At 33.0% G+C, this 19,121-nt stretch carries 17 protein-coding genes; all 17 read left to right on the forward strand.

What is annotated here, in order from left to right:
• Window positions 1–4 precede the first annotated feature (4 nt).
• Complete coding sequence (locus tag COX95_02400) at window positions 5–463, forward strand: hypothetical protein (protein PIZ86020.1); 459 nt, start codon at window positions 5–7, stop codon at window positions 461–463.
• Between the two features lie 140 nt (window positions 464–603).
• Window positions 604–978: a hypothetical protein gene (locus COX95_02405; GenBank protein PIZ86021.1), complete on the forward strand. Its 375-nt coding sequence runs from the start codon at window positions 604–606 to the stop codon at window positions 976–978.
• Window positions 979–1,070: 92 nt separating this feature from the next.
• Window positions 1,071–1,934, forward strand: a complete 864-nt coding sequence (gene ispH, locus COX95_02410) for a 4-hydroxy-3-methylbut-2-enyl diphosphate reductase (protein PIZ86022.1) — start codon at window positions 1,071–1,073, stop codon at window positions 1,932–1,934.
• Complete coding sequence (gene uppS / locus COX95_02415; GenBank protein PIZ86023.1) at window positions 1,888–2,556, forward strand: di-trans,poly-cis-decaprenylcistransferase; 669 nt, start codon at window positions 1,888–1,890, stop codon at window positions 2,554–2,556. The genes ispH and uppS overlap by 47 nt, the downstream gene beginning before the upstream one ends.
• Entirely contained in the window at window positions 2,553–3,659 is a 1,107-nt protein-coding gene (locus tag COX95_02420; protein ID PIZ86024.1) for a hypothetical protein, read from the forward strand. The genes uppS and COX95_02420 overlap by 4 nt, the downstream gene beginning before the upstream one ends.
• Window positions 3,660–4,772 (forward strand): RIP metalloprotease RseP, encoded by a 1,113-nt coding sequence (gene rseP, locus COX95_02425; GenBank protein PIZ86025.1) that lies wholly within the window; start codon window positions 3,660–3,662, stop codon window positions 4,770–4,772.
• A gap of 1 nt (window position 4,773) precedes the next feature.
• Window positions 4,774–6,015 (forward strand): prolyl-tRNA synthetase, encoded by a 1,242-nt coding sequence (locus COX95_02430; GenBank protein ID PIZ86026.1) that lies wholly within the window; start codon window positions 4,774–4,776, stop codon window positions 6,013–6,015.
• Window positions 6,016–6,036: 21 nt separating this feature from the next.
• A complete protein-coding gene (locus tag COX95_02435) occupies window positions 6,037–7,092 on the forward strand; it encodes a rod shape-determining protein (GenBank protein PIZ86027.1) in 1,056 nt (351 codons plus the stop codon).
• A gap of 122 nt (window positions 7,093–7,214) precedes the next feature.
• The gene (gene mreC, locus COX95_02440; protein ID PIZ86028.1) at window positions 7,215–8,024 is read left to right on the forward strand and encodes a rod shape-determining protein MreC; all 810 of its coding nucleotides are present in this window, start codon (window positions 7,215–7,217) and stop codon (window positions 8,022–8,024) included.
• A complete protein-coding gene (locus COX95_02445; GenBank protein PIZ86029.1) occupies window positions 8,021–8,536 on the forward strand; it encodes a hypothetical protein in 516 nt (171 codons plus the stop codon). The genes mreC and COX95_02445 overlap by 4 nt, the downstream gene beginning before the upstream one ends.
• A complete protein-coding gene (gene mrdA, locus COX95_02450) occupies window positions 8,533–10,497 on the forward strand; it encodes a penicillin-binding protein 2 (GenBank protein PIZ86030.1) in 1,965 nt (654 codons plus the stop codon). Before COX95_02445 ends, mrdA begins: the two co-directional genes overlap by 4 nt.
• A 489-nt stretch (window positions 10,498–10,986) precedes the next feature.
• Window positions 10,987–11,844, forward strand: coding sequence for a bifunctional methylenetetrahydrofolate dehydrogenase/methenyltetrahydrofolate cyclohydrolase (locus COX95_02455; protein PIZ86031.1), 858 nt, complete (start codon window positions 10,987–10,989; stop codon window positions 11,842–11,844).
• Between the two features lie 173 nt (window positions 11,845–12,017).
• The gene (locus tag COX95_02460; protein PIZ86032.1) at window positions 12,018–12,491 is read left to right on the forward strand and encodes a transcription elongation factor GreA; all 474 of its coding nucleotides are present in this window, start codon (window positions 12,018–12,020) and stop codon (window positions 12,489–12,491) included.
• 75 nt (window positions 12,492–12,566) lie between these two features.
• Entirely contained in the window at window positions 12,567–14,033 is a 1,467-nt protein-coding gene (lysS, locus tag COX95_02465; GenBank protein PIZ86033.1) for a lysine--tRNA ligase, read from the forward strand.
• A 175-nt stretch (window positions 14,034–14,208) separates the two neighbouring features.
• Window positions 14,209–14,805, forward strand: coding sequence for a non-canonical purine NTP pyrophosphatase, RdgB/HAM1 family (gene rdgB, locus COX95_02470; protein PIZ86034.1), 597 nt, complete (start codon window positions 14,209–14,211; stop codon window positions 14,803–14,805).
• Window positions 14,802–16,067 carry a serine--tRNA ligase gene (locus COX95_02475; protein PIZ86035.1) on the forward strand — a complete coding sequence of 422 codons (1,266 nt, stop codon included), beginning with the start codon at window positions 14,802–14,804 and terminating at the stop codon, window positions 16,065–16,067. Before rdgB ends, COX95_02475 begins: the two co-directional genes overlap by 4 nt.
• Window positions 16,068–16,190: 123 nt before the next feature.
• Window positions 16,191–18,857, forward strand: a complete 2,667-nt coding sequence (locus COX95_02480; GenBank protein PIZ86036.1) for a preprotein translocase subunit SecA — start codon at window positions 16,191–16,193, stop codon at window positions 18,855–18,857.
• The last annotated feature ends 264 nt before the right edge of the window (window positions 18,858–19,121 follow it).

Here is a 19,121-nt window from a genome sequence, read left to right on the forward strand (position 1 = left end):
TTAAATGGATTCTATAAATCCAATCGTAAAAGAAACCGATACTTTCAGGTTAGAAATATTTCCAATCGATAATCCGCGCGTTCGAATAGGAGCAATATCAAGAAAAAAAGAAGTCGATCAAGATCATAAAATATATTGTGAATTTTCTAAAATGCTTGGGCTGGTTATAGATGATATAGTTGAGCAAAATAGCTTGGCTGATGATACTTCTTATCTTAATAGATATCCAACTGTTGTTGCTGCTATGTATACAAAGGACATTGAGGCTATTTTACAATACAAGGAAGCGTCGATTTTGATCGGACTTACCACTAATTGTCTTTTTGTACCTTTTGCTGCATATAGAGGCCGATCTACACAATACGAACAACTCACTGAAGATACTTTAATAGCTAAAAACCAAATTACCCTTGACGTAGAGATGAAATCTAATTTCAATAATCCGGGCGGTATTACCGTATAAATAAGTTTTGACTATATATAATTATAAAATTTTTAACTCTTACTCCCTGAAGGCAATTGCCTTCTTTTTTCTTGATTTGTTGTGTTTATAATGATAAATTTATGAGCTGTTCATTAATAGAGAAATAAGGGGTTGATGTTATGTCAGACACAAGAAAAATATATGCAGATAAAAATTTAACAGCCAAGGATTTAATTAATAATGTCAAAGAAAAACTTCTTGATATAGAGAACTCTAGCTTACACTTACAAGGCGATAATCTATACAATGCTTACTCTGCATTACTGGAAGTTGAAGATATGATGCATGATCTGATTGATCTTGTAGATGAAGGTACGGAGGATCCTGAATTATCGAAAAAAATCGCTGATTTTACAGAAAATCTTGTTATTATTAGGGCCGACCTTTTGAAGTCTATTCGTACGATTGATTCAATCAGTAAACAAATAACAGATTTTTCTAATGATCCAATTCTAAATAAAATTCCAAATACACTAATTAGAGAAATCATTTAACGCTATTTTTACACCACAGGGTCCATGACCCTTTTTTTATTTCTAAATTAGGTTTGATTTTAAGCCATTCTACTGGTAAAATTGTATTGTTTATGAAGATTATTTTAGCTAAAGAGGCGGGATTTTGTTTTGGCGTAAAACGAGCCACTGAAATGACTCTGAAAACCGCGAAGAGTACCACCTTGTGTACCCTGGGTCCCCTTATTCATAATCCTGAATTTACAAATTATCTGGGTAGCAGAGGTATTTTAATAGTAAAAAATGTAGATAATATTAAATCCGATAGTGTAGTTATCAGGTCCCATGGTGTTACTAAGAACATTGAGGTAAAGATCAGGAAAAAAGGGAAAAAGATAATTGATGCGACATGTCCATTTGTTAAAAGAGTTCAGAAATTAGCAGAAGAATTTGATCAAAAAGGGTATAAAGTTTTGGTATTGGGTGAAAAGGATCACCCTGAGATTGTAGGCATTAGAAGCTATGCACCTAAATCTATTGTAATTAAAAACTTAAAAGATGTACCTAAATTTTCAAAAAATGAGAAAATAGCATTTATTTCTCAAACCACTCAGGACTCAAAACTTTTTGATGACATTGCTAAATCCTTAAAAAGTAAATTTAATAATCTTAAAGCTGTAAAAACCATCTGCAATGCAACAGAAAGCAGGCAAAAAGCAGCTAGACAATTGGCGAAAGAGGTAGATATAATGATTGTTATAGGCGGGAAAAATTCTTCCAATACCACTCGTCTTAAAGAAATCTGTGAAAAAATAACAACAACTTATCATATAGAAAGCGAAAAGGAATTTAAAAAGGAATGGTTTAATTCAGCAGAGACTGTCGGTATCACAGCCGGTGCTTCAACTCCGGATTTTTCAATAAATGCTGTTTTAAGCAAATTAAATAATTATGAAAAAAAGAATACCAAAGCATATTGCTATAATAATGGACGGTAACAGAAGATGGGCAAAGAAAAAAGGACTTATATTTTATAAAGGCCATCAAGAGGGTGTTAAGACATTCAAGAAAATAGTTAAATATTGCAGTAAGATTGGTGTAAAATATCTAACAGTATATGCGTTTTCTACGGAAAATAAGTTAAGAGCAAAAGCAGAGGTTTCTGCCTTATTTAGGATTCTAGAGGATGCATTAGAAAAAGAAGTGCCGGAATTAAACGATAATAATGTTAAGATTAGATTTATCGGCAATATAAAGGGGCTTCCAAAATCTCTTCAAGAAAGGGTAAAAAAATCAGAAGACGCTTTAAGCAAAAACATAGGGTTAATGCTTAGCGTAGCTTTAAACTACGGTGGCAGAGAAGAGATAATACATGCTGCTAAATTGTCAAAAATAATAAATGAAAAAAACATCGGGAATAATCTTTATACCAAAGGCTTGCCTAGTCCGGATCTTTTGATAAGAACTGGCGGCGAGATGAGAATTTCTAATTTTCTTTTGTGGCAATCAGCTTATGCGGAATTGTATTTTACTGATCAGCTATGGCCTGATTTTAATGAAAAGGATTTGACTCAAGCCATTTTGGATTATAATAATAGAGAAAGAAGGTTTGGTAGATGATTGAAGTTTTAGAAAAATTAACCGCTAAACAAATATTTCAGCAAGAACTTTCCAAAAGAGGAAAGTTAATTAAAAAATATCTTATTAATCATTACTTCAAAAAATTATTAGGACCAAAGGATATTTTAGACGGCTCATTAAGTTATCCGTTATCAATGGGGAAAGCCTTAAGACCGGGAATTTTGTTATTTTCTTGCGGAGCTGTCGGCGGCGATGAAAAAATTGCAATTCCTGCTGCAGCTGGGGTTGAAATATCTCATACTTGGACTCTTGTTCACGACGATATTATCGATAACGATGATATAAGAAGAGGTAAGCCTAGCGTTCATCATCAATTTTATAAATTAGCAAAAACAAGGGGTTACTCTGATAAGGAAGCATCTGAATATGGAAGAAATATTGCTATTTTAGTTGGAGATGTTCAACATTCTTGGACAGTTTCATTGTTTATGGATATGTATAAAAAATATAAGCTTGATCCGGCTTTAGTTTTAGAAATTATAAATGAACTAGAAGTAGGAGTAATTCCTAAGCTTATTGAGGGAGAAACTCTTGATATACAATATGAGCGGGAAAAAATTAATAAGCTTAAAAAAGAACAAATTATTGATATGTCTGCTAAGAAAACAGGCCAACTTTATAGTTCTTCGGCAAAAATAGGAGCTATGATTGGTTTAAAAAATACTGACTTTAAGCATCCGATAATTTTAGCCCTTTCTAATTTTTGTTTTAATTGCGGGGTAGCATTTCAGCTTCAGGATGATATATTGGGTTTAATATCAAAGGAATCTAAGTTTGGTAAACCGATAGGGTCTGACATCAGGGAAGGAAAAAGAACGACAATTTTTTGGTTTGCTTATCAAAACGCTAATAGACAAGAGAAACAGCAGCTAATAAAACTTATAGGCGATAAAAAAGCTAAAGAAAATGAGATAAAAAAAGCAATAAATTTACTTATTCGTTTAAAGGGCATAGAAGAAACTCAAAGATTAGCCTTGCAGTATATTCATAAAGCAAAGAATTATTTGAAGGTAGTGCCCGATTCTTTTTATAAGGAATTGCTTGTATCTTGGGCAAACTTTATGGTAGAAAGGAAAATTTAAGTGTCAATTTTAATTTTTATAATTTCGTTTTTATTTGTTTTTGGGATATTGGTTTTTGTTCATGAGCTTGGCCATTTTATAGCAGCTAAAAGATCAAAGATCGAAGTTCAGGAATTCGCCTTTGGTTTTCCTCCCAGGCTTTTTAGTAAAAAAATAGGCGGGACTGAATATTCTATCAACGCAATACCCTTTGGCGGCTATGTTCGTATTTTAGGTGAAGATGGGTCAGAAAAAAATAATCCTAACAGTTTTTCTCACAAAAGTAAGTTAGTAAAAGCAAAAGTATTATCAGCGGGTGTTGTAATGAATACTATTCTTGCTTGGATTATACTTTCATTTCTTTATGCTATTGGATTTTTGCCACTAATTCCTGGAATGGAAAACCATAAAGGTGTTAGTCAGTATTTTAAAGTAGAAAATATCGAAAGTAATTCGCCGGCAATGAAGACAGGTGTTCAAAAAGGCGATGAGATTTTAAGGGTAGATGAGAAGACCATCAATAATGCCATACAATTAAGAGACGAAATGAAACACCGGATTGGTCAGGAAACAAAAGTTGAAATAAAAAGAAATGGACAGATTAAAAATTTTAATGTGATTCCTTTTAAGGATACTATAGAGGGCAAGGAAATAGGTCGCATAGGTATAGAAACTTCGGAGAAAATCAAATCAGATAGTATTTTTTTAGCGCCAGTTTCTGGGTTTCAAGAATTATGGCGATTATCAGTTATAACAATAGTGGGCATAGTGGATGTTTTTTCTAAAATATTTACACAGTTTACTATAAGTCAGGATGTTGTAGGACCGGCTGGGATTGTTTATTTAACCGGTCAAGTAAGCCAATTGGGATTTACTTTTCTTCTTCAGTTTATGGCTATACTTTCAATCAGCTTAGCTTTGTTTAATATTCTGCCCATTCCAGCTTTAGATGGAGGCCATTTATTGTTTTTAGCAATTGAAAAAATTAGAGGTAAAGATATTAGTATAAAATCAAAAAATACAGTAACCATAGCAGGTTTTGTATTATTGATTCTTTTGGTTTTGATAGTGACACCCAGGGATTTAAACCGGTTTGGTATAATAGAAGGAATTAAAAAATTTCTAGGCATATAATATGAAACAATCTGAATTATTTATTAAAACTTTAAAAGAAATTCCAAAAGAGGCTGTCGCCTTAAATCATAAATTATTGATTAAGGCAGGTTATATTGATCAGCTCTCCTCGGGTGTTTTTACTATTCTTGATTTAGGTTTAAAGGTTATATATAAAATAGAGAATATAGTCAGAAAAGAAATGAATAATATTGGCGGTATTGAAATATTAATGCCAGCTTTAATTCCTAGAGAGAATTGGAAAGAGACAGACCGTTGGGATATTGATGTTATTTTAAAAACTAAGAGTAATTACGGAAAGAAAGAATACGGTTTAGGATGGACACATGAGGAGGTAATCACGCCGTTAGTTAAAAAATTTATCCATTCTTATAAAGATTTACCGAAATATATTTATCAAATTCAAACGAAATTCCGTGATGAAGCCCGTCCAAAATCAGGTTTATTTAGGTCTCGAGAATTTATAATGAAAGACCTTTATTCTTTTCACGCTACTGAAAAAGATTTAAACGATTATTACGAAACAGTAAAAAAAGCTTATTTTAAAATTTATGGTATTTTAGGAATCGGGGAAATGACTTATTTAACATATGCCTCAGGTGGAGATTTTTCTAAATATTCTCATGAATTTCAAATGGTTACTCCATACGGAGAAGATACTATTTATATTTGTGATAAATGCAGCATAGCTATTAATGCAGAAATTGTTGAAGGTAAGCCAACTTGTCCTGATTGTAAGAATATTAATCTAAAGGAAGAAAAGGCGATTGAAGTTGGTAATATATTTAAGTTAAAGAACCGATTTTCTAAGCCTTTCGGTGTTAACTTTACCGATAAAGACGGCAATAAAAAAACATCGGTGATGGGTTGTTATGGATTAGGAATTAGCAGGGTTATGGGTGCGATAGCCGAAGTTTATAACGATAAAGAGGGCCTAAGATGGCCATCATCGGTAGCACCTTATGATATACATATGCTTCAACTTGATGACGATGCAAAGCAAGAATCAGAATCAGTATACAAATTATTAGTTAAAGAGGGGATAGATGTTTTATGGGATGATCGTCAAGAAACAGCAGGAACAAAATTAAAAGATGCTGATTTGATTGGTATTCCAATCAGATTGATTGTAAGTTCTCGGACTCTTTCGAAGAAAAGTGTTGAATTGAAAAAGAGAGATGAGGATAAGCCTATAATTGTTTCGAAGAATATGGTTGTTTCGGAAGTCAAAAAAATGTTATAATTATTTTTCTTTGGAGGAAATGTGATAAATAGAATATTAGGTTATTTTTCTCATGACATAGGAATAGATTTAGGAACTGCCAATACCCTTGTTTATGTAAAGGGTAAAGGTATTGTTATTAATGAACCTTCTGTTGTTGCTATAAATAATAAAACCCATCAAATTTTAGCTATAGGGGAAGATGCAAAAAAAATGGTTGGTAGAACGCCGGCTCATATTGTAGCTACGAGGCCTCTAGTTGACGGAGTTGTGTCTGACTTTGAAGTAACAGAGCAAATGCTCAGATATTTTATAGAGAAAGTGCATAAAGAATCATTCGCGTTTTTCCCAAGGCCAAGAGTTGTTATTGGGATCCCTTCAGGCGTAACAGAAGTAGAAAAAAGGGCAGTAGAAGATGCTACAACATCAGCAGGGGCAAGACAAGCTTTTTTGATAGAAGAGCCTATGGCTGCGGCAATTGGGTCTCGCCTTTCTGTACAGGAAGCTTCTGGAAGTATGATAGTTGATATTGGGGGCGGTACTACGGAGGTTGCGGTTATATCACTTGGAGGCGTTGTATCAAACCGATCTATCAGGGTTGCTGGGGATGAGCTTAATGACGATATTGTCCAGTTTGCCCGAGATGAATTCAACCTTCTTTTAGGGGAGAAAACTTCTGAAGAAATTAAAGTTAAAATTGGTTCAGCATACCCACTTAAAGAAAGACTGGAAATAGCAATGAGAGGAAGGGATTTAGTGACTGGTTTGCCTAAGACAGTAGTTGTTAATGATGAGCAAATAAGACAAGCGCTTTTTAGGTCAATCCAAATAATTGCAGATTCCGTAAAGACTACTGTTGAAGAAACCCCGCCTGAGCTAGTAGCAGATATAATGGATAAAGGTATTATTTTGGCCGGTGGCGGAGCCCTCCTTAGGGGTTTAGATAAGCTCATACACGAACAGACAAAAATACCTGTATATATTGCCGATGATCCATTAACGTGTGTTGTTAGAGGCACTGGTTTAGTATTGGAAGATATTGAATCATTAAAGGATGTATTGCTGACAACTCAGTACGAGAAACCACCAAAGCTATAAATGACTAATAACCAAATCACAATGACCAATAATAAGATATATAATAACAATTCATTTTTAATTAAATGTAGTATATTTGCTCTATCTTGGTAATTGGTAATTGGTAATTAGGATTTTATAAAATGCCTATTCAAAAATCTCTTAAATTTATTAAATATTTTGTTGGTATTTTACTAATTTCTGTTTTGATTATTTTGCTGTCTTATACTGGTGCACTTTCTCCAGCCGAAGGCTTGCTTGGCAAATTTACGTATCCAATTGTTTCTTTTGTTAATGGTTTTTCTTTAAAAACAAAAGGTATAGGTGAATCAATAAAGGATTTAAGGAACCTTCAAAATGAAAATAAAAGCTTAAAGGATGATATTAAAGAGCTTACATTAGAAATTAGTAAATTAAAAGAAGCTAAAGAAGAAAACGAATCGCTGAAAAAACAGCTTGGTTTCGTAAAATCAGTAACTTATCAAACATTAGCGGCTAGTGTTGTGACTAAAGATCCTTCTAGTTTTTTAAGGGTAGTTATAATTAATAGAGGGTCTAAAGATGGTATCAAAAAGAATATGCCTGTAATTTCTGATGGATTTCTTGTTGGTAAGATTCAGGAAGTTAATCCAGATAGCTCAAAAGTACTGCTTCTTTCTGATTCTAGCTTTGAAGTAAGCGGCATTATTCAAGGAAGTAAGGCCCTGGGTATAATAAAGGGACAGATAGGTTCTGGAATAGCAATGGAGATGATACCAAAGGATCAAACTATAAAGAATGGCGATACTGTTGTTACTTCAAATTTAGAAACAGATGTTCCAGAGGGTCTTCTTGTCGGTAAAATTAATGAGATTAGCACGGAAAGTAGTGGATTATTTCAGAAAGCTTCCATTACCCCTTTTGTAAACATTAATGATATCAGAAATGTCATTATTATAACGAGTCTAAAATGAAAAATTTTTTTATTATTTCTATTACGATATTATTTTTAATTTTGGAAGTTTCTTTTTTCGCAAACGTTAAAATATTAGGCGTTAGCCCAAATATCTTCTTAATGTTTTTAATTGCTTCTTCTTTTATCATACCTGAAAAAGATCTTATATATCTTACTTTTTTTGGTTCTTTGTTTCTTGATTTGTTCTCACCAATGAATTTTGGTTTCCAAATTTTAATCAATATAATGATTATATTTTTTGTTCTGCTTGCTTCATATTTTATTTTTTCTAATGTAAGCTTTGTTCTGCTGTTGGTTTTAGCAATTTTATCGACAGTTATTTCTGATGTTTTTTATGGCCTAGCTTTATACCTTTCTGGTTTTAAGATTGATATAATATTCTTTGCAAAAAATTTTCTAGTTTCAAAAATCATTGTTAACTCAATAATCATTATGATTATTTATCCTGTGGTTGATTTAGGATGGGAAAGAATTTCTAAAATAGAGGGGAGAGTAAAATTGTTGCGATGAGGAAGAATAAAAAAATTTTTACTAAATTTTTTGATAATAGCCTCAACAAAAAAGATCTTAAACTGAAGCGTCTAAAAAAAGGTCATCTTGTTGATAGTATATTAGAGTCTAATGAAGAGATGCCAGAAGAGGAGACATCTAGAGATAAACCCTATTATAAGTATCTTTATTTTATTCTTCTATTTACCTTTTCTATCCTTCTTTTTAAGCTATTTGATCTGCAGTTTTTTAGAGGAGATTATTTTTTAGATTTATCTAAGGGTAATAGGATTAGATCTCAAATCGTTAGGGCTCCCCGCGGTTTAATCTTTGATAGTAAGGGCAAGGCTTTTGTAAAAAACGTGGCGAATTTTCAGATTATTATTGAACCTTTTGATCTTCCTAAAGATAAAAAGCAGAAAGACGAACTTGTTAATAATCTTGCAAGTGATCTTAATATGCCGATAGAAGAAATAAATAAAGTTGTATCCAGTTCTTCTGATGCAAAGGATTTTTTAAATCCTAAAGTAATCAAAGACAATATTGATCAGAGTATAGCATTGAAAATGGAGTTAAAATATAAAGATTTTCCGGCGATTGCAGTTGAGCCAGTACCGGCTAGGGAATACCTAGATCCTGATCTTAGTCATTTATTAGGATACATAAGTAGAATTTCCGAAGATCAATATGAAAAGAACAAAAATACTTATGACATGAATGATTATACAGGTAAAGCGGGCATGGAATTAAGTTTCGAGGAATATCTAAAAGGAAAGAATGGAAAACAGATGATAGAAGTTGATGCTCAAGGTAGGATAGTTCGGTTTTTAGGAAGCGAAGAACAATCTCAGCCTAAAATGGGTAACAATATTGTAACTTCTTTAAATGATGATATGCAAAAGGAAATGGTGAATGCGTTAAAAGCTGGATTAGAAAAAGGAAACTCTAAAGCTGGTTCGGTAGTTGCAATTAATCCTAAAGACGGCAGTATCTTAGGAATGGTCAGTCTTCCTTCGTTTGATAATAATTTATTTTCTAAAGGTATTAATCCAGATCAGTATAAAGCGCTTTTACAAGATCCTCTAAAGCCTTTGTTCAATAGAGTAATCTCTGGTACTTATCCTCCTGGTTCTGTTGTTAAACCTGTTATTGCTGCTGCCGGGCTACAAGAAAGAGTTATAACGACCTCTACAACTATTTCTGACCCAGGTTTTTTATCTATTAAAAATGCTTATAATCCTTCCATAGAATATATTTTTAAAGATTGGAAACCTGGTGGTCACGGTTCTGTAAATGTGATAAAAGCAATTGCTGAATCTTGTGATATTTTTTTCTATCAAGTCGGTGGTGGTTATCAAAACTTTAAAGGACTAGGAGCAGTAAGGTTAGAAAAATATTTCAAACTTTTTGGTTTGGGAGAAAAATCTGGCATTGATTTGCCTAATGAAGTGGATGGTCTTGTACCTAATGAAGAATGGAAGAAGAAAGTTAAAAAAGAAAGCTGGTATACTGCAGATAATTATCATATTGCAATTGGACAAGGTGATTTGCTTGTAACACCCCTACAGGTCGCTAGCTGGACGGCTACTGTTGCAAATGGCGGTATTTTATATAAACCAAGAATTGCCCAGAAAGTTGTTGATTCTAATGGCAAAATAATTAAAAATTTTCCGTCAGAAGTTGTAAGGAAAGATTTTATCGATTCACAGAATATCGATATAGTTAAAAGAGGTATGAGAAGTACTGTAACTTCCGGAACTGCTAAATCATTAAATTCTTTACCTTTTGAAGTAGCCGGTAAGACAGGAACAGCTCAGTATGGTCCTAATAATTCTAAAGAGCACGCTTGGTTTATTTGTTTTGCTCCATATAATGATCCAGAGATAGCATTAGCGGTTTTAGTAGAGGGTGGAGGAGAGGGCTCTATAGTGTCTGCTCCTGTAGCTAAGCAAATACTGGAATATTATTTTAACCATAAATAATTTTATCTAAAATATTGTTAATATGTATCGTAAAAATTAATAATTTTGTCATTGACAACGGTTTTATTATTGATTAATCTAAATACTAATACTCTACAATCGTACAATTTAACAATGATCTTTGTAAAAATAAAGACACCGTTCTATCTAGATTTTAAAATAACACACAATTTGTGTCTTTTTTATAAAGTATCAATATATATGTATCTCTGGAGGCGACACTTAATAAAATGCCGAAATAGCACTTTTTTCATTACCTTATTACTCGCTAAATCACACTTGTTGTCCTCCAGAGATGTTCAATTTTAGAGAATAGCTAAAGCTATAAAAAGGAAAACACCAAAACCCCTCCAAGATTATTCCACAAACATTTTTCCTATTTATAACTTATATAAATATTAGCTATTCTCTACTTTTATTTGGGGGGTTATTTATTGAACGACTTAATCAGTAGTGATATATTTAGATAATAAGTAAGGAAAAAATAAAATGGCAGTCTTATTGGATGGTAGAAGCTTAGCATGTAGAATAGAATCTAGGCAAGAGAGAGAAGTTTTAAAATTAAAAAGAGCTGGTATAATACCCACCCTGGCTGTTATTTTAGTTGGGAATGATTCGGCATCTCAAATATATGTATCCAAAAAACAAGAAGAAGGGAAAAGAATTGGCATATCGGTTAAAGTTTTTAGATATTCCAAAGATATGAATACTGCTGGTTTAATTTCTCAAATTGAAAAATTAAATTCTGATAAAAATATACACGGCATTATTGTTCAATTTCCTCTTCCTAAAAAAATTAGCCAGGAAAAAGTTATTGAAGCTATTTCACCCAAAAAAGACGTTGATGGCGTCCATCCGTTAAATTGGGGTATGTTGGCCTATAAAAAAACCGGTTTAATGCCATGTACACCAGCTGCAGTTATGGAATTATTAAGGTATTATAAAATTCCGATTAAAGGAAAAGAGGTTGTGATAGTGGGGAAAGGGGTTATTGTTGGTAAGCCATTAAGCATTTTATTATTAAATGAAGATGCCACGCTTACCGTTGCACACAAAGAAACTAAGAACTTAAAATTACATACCAAGATGGCAGATATTTTGATTTCTGCTGTTGGTTACCCTGGTTTAATTAAAGCCGATATGGTTAAGAGGAATGCAGTTGTAGTGGATGTGGGTATTACTAGAAAGAGAAATAAAGCCGTAGGTGACGTGGATTATAAAAGTGTTTTAAAGAAAGTTTCTTATATTACTCCGGTACCAGGAGGAGTTGGTCCGGTCACTGTGGCTATGCTTTTGGAGAATGTAATTAAGATAGCAAAAGATATTTCTATAAAACCTAATATTTAAATAAATTTAGATTTTATTTTTTCAATATTTTATAACTATTGACAACATATTTTGTGTTTGATATATATATTATTACTGCCACAATTTGGGCATAATTAGTACTTGTTATCGGCAAGAGACAGACTAATTGAAATTAGGTCTATTTTTTTGAGCGCTATCCAGAAAGGAGAAACATGCTTCAAAACAGAAATAAGAAAATTTATCTTACAAAAGAAGGGTTAGAAAAATTAGAGCAAGAACTTAAAGATTTAACTACTAATAAAAGGAAAGAAGTAGCTTTAAGGATTAAAGAGGCCAAAGAGTTCGGTGATTTAAGTGAAAATTCAGAATATGAAGAAGCAAAAAATGAGCAAGCCTTTATTGAAGGAAGGATTGCGGAAGCCCAAAATATTCTTAAAAATAGCGTTTTGATTTCAAATAAAGGAACGTCTGGTAAAATATCCGTCGGTTCAAAGGTTACAGTTGAAATTGCAGGTGAATTAACTGAGTTTATAATCGTTGGCTCCACTGAAGCTGATCCAATGCAAGGTAAAATTTCTAATGAGTCTCCAATAGGGCAAGCCCTTCTTAATAGAAAAGAAGGAGAAGAAGTAGAGATTGAAGTGCCGGCTGGGAAACTGATATATAAAGTAAAAAAAATTCATTAATTTATCACTTAAAATAAAATAGATTTTTTGTTAAAATGGAGGAGTAGGTCTTCCATTTTATTTTAGGAGGAGAAATTGACTGAAGTCGATATACGAAATGTTCGTTTGGAAAAATTAGAAAAATTAATTGAAAAGGGAATAAACCCTTATCCATCATCCGCTAAAAGAACTCATATTATTAGTGAGGTTATTAAGGATTTTGCTAAATTATCCAAGGATAAAAAAGAAGTTACTTTAGTTGGCAGGATAATGAGCGAGAGAGGTCATGGTAAGGCTTCATTTTATGATATTAAAGACGGCAGCGGCTCGATTCAGTTATATATTAAACAGGATAAAGTTGGTAAAGAAAATTATGATAATTTAAGCTTAATTGATTTGGGAGATTTTTTGCAAGTTAGTGGTTTATTATTTGTAACACATAAAGGAGAAAAAACTTTAGAAGTATCTTCATATAAGCTATTGGCGAAGTCATTGCTTCCACTTCCTACAACATGGTATGGCCTCAAAGATATAGAAACCAGATACAGAAAAAGATATCTAGATTTTCTATTAAATGAAGACGTCAAAGAAAAAATGGTTATTAGAAGCAAGGTTATTTCTGAAGTCAGGAATTATTTACAAAATGCCGGTTTTCTTGAAATGCAAATGCCTGCTCTTGAAATTGATCCTACTGGAGCTGCGGCAAGGCCTTTTAAGACACACTATAACGCATATGATATCGACGTATATCTAAGAATCTGTATCGGTGAATTGTGGCAAAAAAGAGTAATAGTTGGCGGATTTGAAAAAACATTTGAAATTGGCAGAGCATTTCGTAACGAAGGTGTTGATAGGGAACATAATCCTGATTTTCTTATGTGCGAGTTTTATTGGGCATATGCTGATTATAATGATTTGATGGATTTTACCGAAAAATTAATTTCAACTGTTGTTAAAGAAGTAAAGGGAAGTTATGAGATAGAATATCAGGGTGAGAAAATAAACTTTAAGCCGCCTTATCCTAGATTAAGTTTTAAAGATTTATTAAAGAAGAAAGTGAATTTAGATATTGATAAATATCCGACAAGAGAGCTGCTTGCAGAGGAACTTAAAATAAGAAAATTCAAATTTAAAAAAAGTGATAGTCGAGGTACTTTGATTGACGAGTACTACAAAGAAACTATTAGACCCGCGATTAAAGACCCTATATTTTTGATTGACCATCCTTTAGAAATATCTCCCTTGGCAAAAAAAAGCGAAAAAGATCCGAGAGTAGTACAGAGAGCTCAATTAGTTGCTATTGGTGCAGAAATCACAAATGGATATTCAGAGTTAAATAATCCAATCGATCAGCAGGAAAGATTTATTGAACAGGTTAAATTGTTAAAAGCAGGGGATGAGGAAGCACAGAGAATAGACGAAAGTTACGTAGAAGCCATGGAATATGGGATGCCGCCAATAGCCGGTCAAGGGGTTGGAATGGATAGATTAATAATGATTATCACTGATTCTGCAACAATCAGGGAATCTATTCCTTTTCCTTTTATGAAATCCAAAGAGTAATTTTTAGTTAATTTTATATTGAAATAAATTATCAATAAATTATTATGATGAAGGTAAGGTTAACTTACCGCAACACCGCCCATCCGGGCGGTGTCTATATGAATACTAGCTTTGTAATTTGTCAATTATGTGGTGATAAAGTATAATTTTTTCATAATAAGTAATTGAGAGAAATATGCAAAAATTACTGATTGCTACTACTAATGAAGGAAAAATTAAGGAAATTAATGATTCTTACAAGGATCTAGAAATTGAGTTAATCGAACTTCGGAAAATAGTTAACGAAGATTTTAAAGTTAAAGAAACTGGACATACCTTTGAAGATAATGCAGTTATTAAGGCAAAAGAATATGCTAAAAAATCTAAAATGATAACTTTAGCCGAGGATTCCGGAATTGATATTGATTGTCTTGAAGGCAAGCTTGGTATTTATTCCGCTCGTTTCTTAAAAGGCAAGACAGATGAAGAAAAAAATCAGATTATTCTTAATATGATGAAAAAGGTCCCTAAAGCTAAAAGAACTGCTCGTTTTAGAGTAGCTATAGCAATAGCAGCCCCGAATAAAAAAGTAGAGGTTATTGAAGCAATATCAGAAGGAACTATTTCATCACAGGCTAAGGGAGATAATGGATTTGGTTATGATGAAATCTTTATTCCAAAAGGTTCCAGAAGGACATATGCTCAATTTTCGATTAATGAAAAAAATAAAAAATCTTTTAGGGCAGCCGCTTTAGCAAGAGCTAGGAAGATATTAAAAGGATTTATGAAATGATAGATATTAAAATTTTAAGAGAAAATCCAGGGGAGCTAAAAAAAGCTGCTAAAGCCAAAGGATGTAATGTTGATAAAGTTATTGATGATATTTTAAAACTTGATCAACAGAGAAGGGATTTTCTTGTTAAAGTGGAATCATTAAGGAAAGAGAAAAATCTTATCAGTCAAAATTTAAAAGGGAAGCCCAGCCAGAAAAATATCGAAAAATCTAAGAAAATAAAATCTGAGTTATCAAAACTAGAAGCCCAACTTAAAAATATTGAAGAAAAATTAAATGAAAATATACTCGTGATTCCTAATCCGGCAGCTCCTGATGTACAAATAGGCCAAGATGAGAGAGAAAATGAAGTTTTAAGACATGTCGGCTCTAAGCCGAAATTTGGTTTTAAAATTAAAGATCATGTTGAACTTGGAGAAAGTTTGGATCTAATTGATCTTGAGAGGGCGGCCAAAATTGCAGGATCAAGATTTTTCTATCTTAAGAATGAACTCGTTATTTTAGAGTTTAGTTTGATAAGATGGGTTTTGGATATGCTTGTAAAAGAAGGTTTTTCTCCTGTAATTACTCCAGATTTGATAAAAGGTTTTGCGATGAGAGGAATGGGTTATATCGAAATGGGAGATAAAGACGAGACTTATTACTTAGAGCAAGATGATCAATTCTTAACAGCTACTTCCGAGCAGGCAATTGGCCCAATGTATACCAATGAAACGCTAAATGAAAAAGATCTTCCCAAAAGATATGTTGGTTTTTCAAGTTGTTTCAGGCGAGAGGCTGGTTCTTACGGAAAAGATGTGAGAGGAATTTTTAGAGTGCACCAATTTGATAAGCTAGAAATGTTTTCTTTTACAAAACCAGAAGAGTCAGATAAAGAAAATTATTATTTTTTGGAACTTGAAGAGAAATTTATGAAGGCGCTAGAGCTTCCTTATCAGGTTATAAAAATGGTAACTGGCGATTTAGGATTTCCTGCTGCCAGAAAGTTTGATATTGAAACGTGGATACCATCACAGGAAAAATATAGAGAAACTCATTCCACTTCAACGGCGACTGATTTTCAGGCAAGAAGACTTAATATGCGGTATAAGGATAAAGCCGGAAAAGTTAATTATATGCATACCGTAAACGGTACGGCTTTAGCAATGACACGTACTATTATAGCTATAATGGAAAATTATCAACAAAAAGATGGTTCAATTTTTATACCAAAAGTTCTCCAGGAATATATCGGAATAAAGGAAATAAAGCCTAAGGGATAGATCAATAGGCTTATTACATCTAATATTGGAATTATTTATTAAATTACGTAAACATGATAATATCAGAAATATAGTATATTACCTTAGATTATGGTAAATTTTTATTTTGTAGAAAGGATTTAGATGGGTTTTTTAAGCAAATTTTTAGGTGATTCGAATAAAAGAGTATTAGATAAATTGCAACCAAAGGTTGAAGTAGCTAACAATTTCGAAAAAGATTTCGAAAAACTTTCTGATGAACAAATTAGGGATAAAACAAAAAAATTAAAAGAACTAGTCAGCAAAAATTTTCAGGATAGAGTTAAAAATTTTAAAGATATTGAAGATGATAAAGAGAAAAAAGATTTACAGAAAAAAGCTGAGTTGGAAATCTTAAATGAGATATTACCGGAAGCTTTTGCTTTAGTTAGGGAAGCGTCCAAGAGAACAATAGGCCAGCGTCATTTTGATGTTCAGCTTTTGGGAGGAATTGTTCTGCATGAAGGAAGGATATCAGAAATGCGGACAGGGGAAGGAAAAACACTAGTCGCGACACTCCCAGTTTATCTTAATGCTTTAACTGGCCGCGGAGTCCATGTAATTACAGTTAATGATTATTTAGCACGAAGAGATACAGGCTGGATGGGTGAGATATATAGTTTTTTGGGATTAACTGTTGGGACTATCATTCATGATCAGTCTTTCATGTTTGATAAAAACTATGAAGACGAAAATTCATTGGATCCAAAACTAAAACATCTAAAACCTGTTAGCAGAAAAGAAGCCTATGATTGCGATATCACTTATGGTACTAATAATGAATTTGGATTCGACTATTTAAGAGATAATATGGTAGCAGATTTAACTCAAATGGCTCAGAGAGGCCATCATTACGCGATTGTAGATGAAGTTGATTCAATTTTAATAGATGAAGCTAGGACGCCTTTAATCATTTCAGCACCAGCCGAAGAATCCACAGAACTATATTATAAGTTTGCAAGGTTAGTAAAAAACTTGAAAGCAGATGAAGATTACAACATTGACGAAAAAATGAGAGCCGCAACTTTAACTGATAGTGGTATTTCTAAAATGGAAAAACTATTAGGAGTATCAAATATTTATGAAGAAAAGGGCATTGAATTGGTTCATCATTTAGAACAAGCATTAAGAGCGGAAACTCTATTTAAAAAAGATAAAGACTATGTAGTAAAAGATGGAGAGGTGATTATTGTTGACGAGTTTACTGGTAGACTAATGCTTGGCAGAAGGTATTCAGAAGGTTTGCACCAGGCGATTGAAGCAAAGGAAAATGTTGAAATTAAAAGAGAAAGTAGAACTTTGGCTACTATCACTTTCCAGAATTACTTTAGGATGTATGAAAAAATTGCAGGCATGACTGGTACTGCTGCAACAGAAGCGGAGGAATTCCACCGTATTTATAAGCTAGAAGTGGTAGAAATTCCAACTAATAAGCAGATGATAAGAAAAGATCATCAAGATTTAATATATAAAACCGAAGATGCTAAGTTTAGGGCGATAGCGGAAGAAGTAAAGGAACGCTATAAAAAAGGCCAGCCTGTTCTTATAGGTACTGTTTCAATAGAAAAAAATGAAAAATTGGGCAACCTCCTCAAAAGGAACGGTGTTCCTTTTGAGCTATTAAATGCGAAAAACCATGAGATGGAAGCACAAATAGTTTCTCAGGCTGGAAAGCCATGTGCTGTTACGGTTGCTACAAATATGGCCGGACGTGGTGTAGATATTATTTTTGGCGGTAGTCCACCCGAAGAAGAAGACGCCAAAAAAGTAAGAGAATTTGGCGGTTTAGTAGTTATTGGTACAGAAAGACATGAATCAAGAAGAATAGACAATCAACTTAGAGGTAGAGCAGGACGTCAAGGAGATCCAGGAGTATCTAGATTCTATGTTTCGCTAGAAGATGATTTAATGAGGATATTCGGCTCTGAAAGAATAAAATCAATTATGGATACCTTGGGTCTTCCAGATGATCAACCTATCGAGCATGGCATGCTTTCAAAAGCGTTAGAAGGCGCACAAAAAAAAGTAGAAGGGCATAATTTTGATATAAGAAAGCATCTTCTTGAGTATGACGATGTTATAAATAAGCACAGGGAAGCGATATATAAACGCCGAAAAAGAGTTCTTGAATCAGAAAATCTAAAAGATGAAATTTTAGAAATTCTAAGCAAGAGTGTATCGTCTTTGATAGCTTTCCATCTTCAACCATCCGTTGAAGAAAATGAAGAAAAAAAAGACAGTCTAAAAGAAATAGAAGATAGTATAAAAACAATATTACCTGCAGGTGCTCAATTGCCGAAGATTGTTTCCGATATTGATAAAATGATAGAAGATATTTCTGATTTGATAATTACTGAATATGAAAAGAAAGAGGTCGAAACAGGTCAGGATGCAATGAGATTTTTGGAAAAAGTAGTATATCTTAGAATAATTGATACATGGTGGATCGAACATTTGGAAGCAATTGACGCTTTGAAAGAAGGAATCGGTTTACGGGGATATGGACAAAAGGATCCTTTGGTTGAATTTAAAAAAGAGGCCTATGGTTTATACCAGCGGTTGATTTCAGGTATAGAAAACGATATTGCACATACAATCTTTAAGGTTGGTATCGTACGTGAGCCAGTTGAATCTAAGACGCCGGTTACAGAAGGTCGGGAAAATAATAATTTTGATCAAAATTCGTCCTCGCCAGTAAATAAAAAAGTAGGCAGGAATGATCCTTGCCCCTGCGGATCAGGTAAAAAATATAAAAGATGTTGCGGTAAATAGATAAATCCCGTACTAATTTCAAAGAACTATTTTTCCTATTTGCAAATTGATGAAGCGATGCTGCTTTGCGGCTAAGCTTTTGCTTAGAAGAAATTTTGTTGTCAAAATTAGTGTGGGGTAAATTGTGAATGTTCATAAAAGTTCCGTGTTTTAAGCGGAACTTTTTTAATAAAGATTAATGAAAAAGTTAAATTTTTGATCTATTCTTTTTATATAAAATTAGTACCTTGATTTGATACGATAAATCAGGGCTTATAGGGGAGA

It is taken from the genome of bacterium CG_4_10_14_0_2_um_filter_33_32 (assembly GCA_002792735.1).
Lineage (GTDB): Bacteria > Patescibacteriota > CPR2_A > CG2-30-33-46 > CG2-30-33-46 > CG2-30-33-46.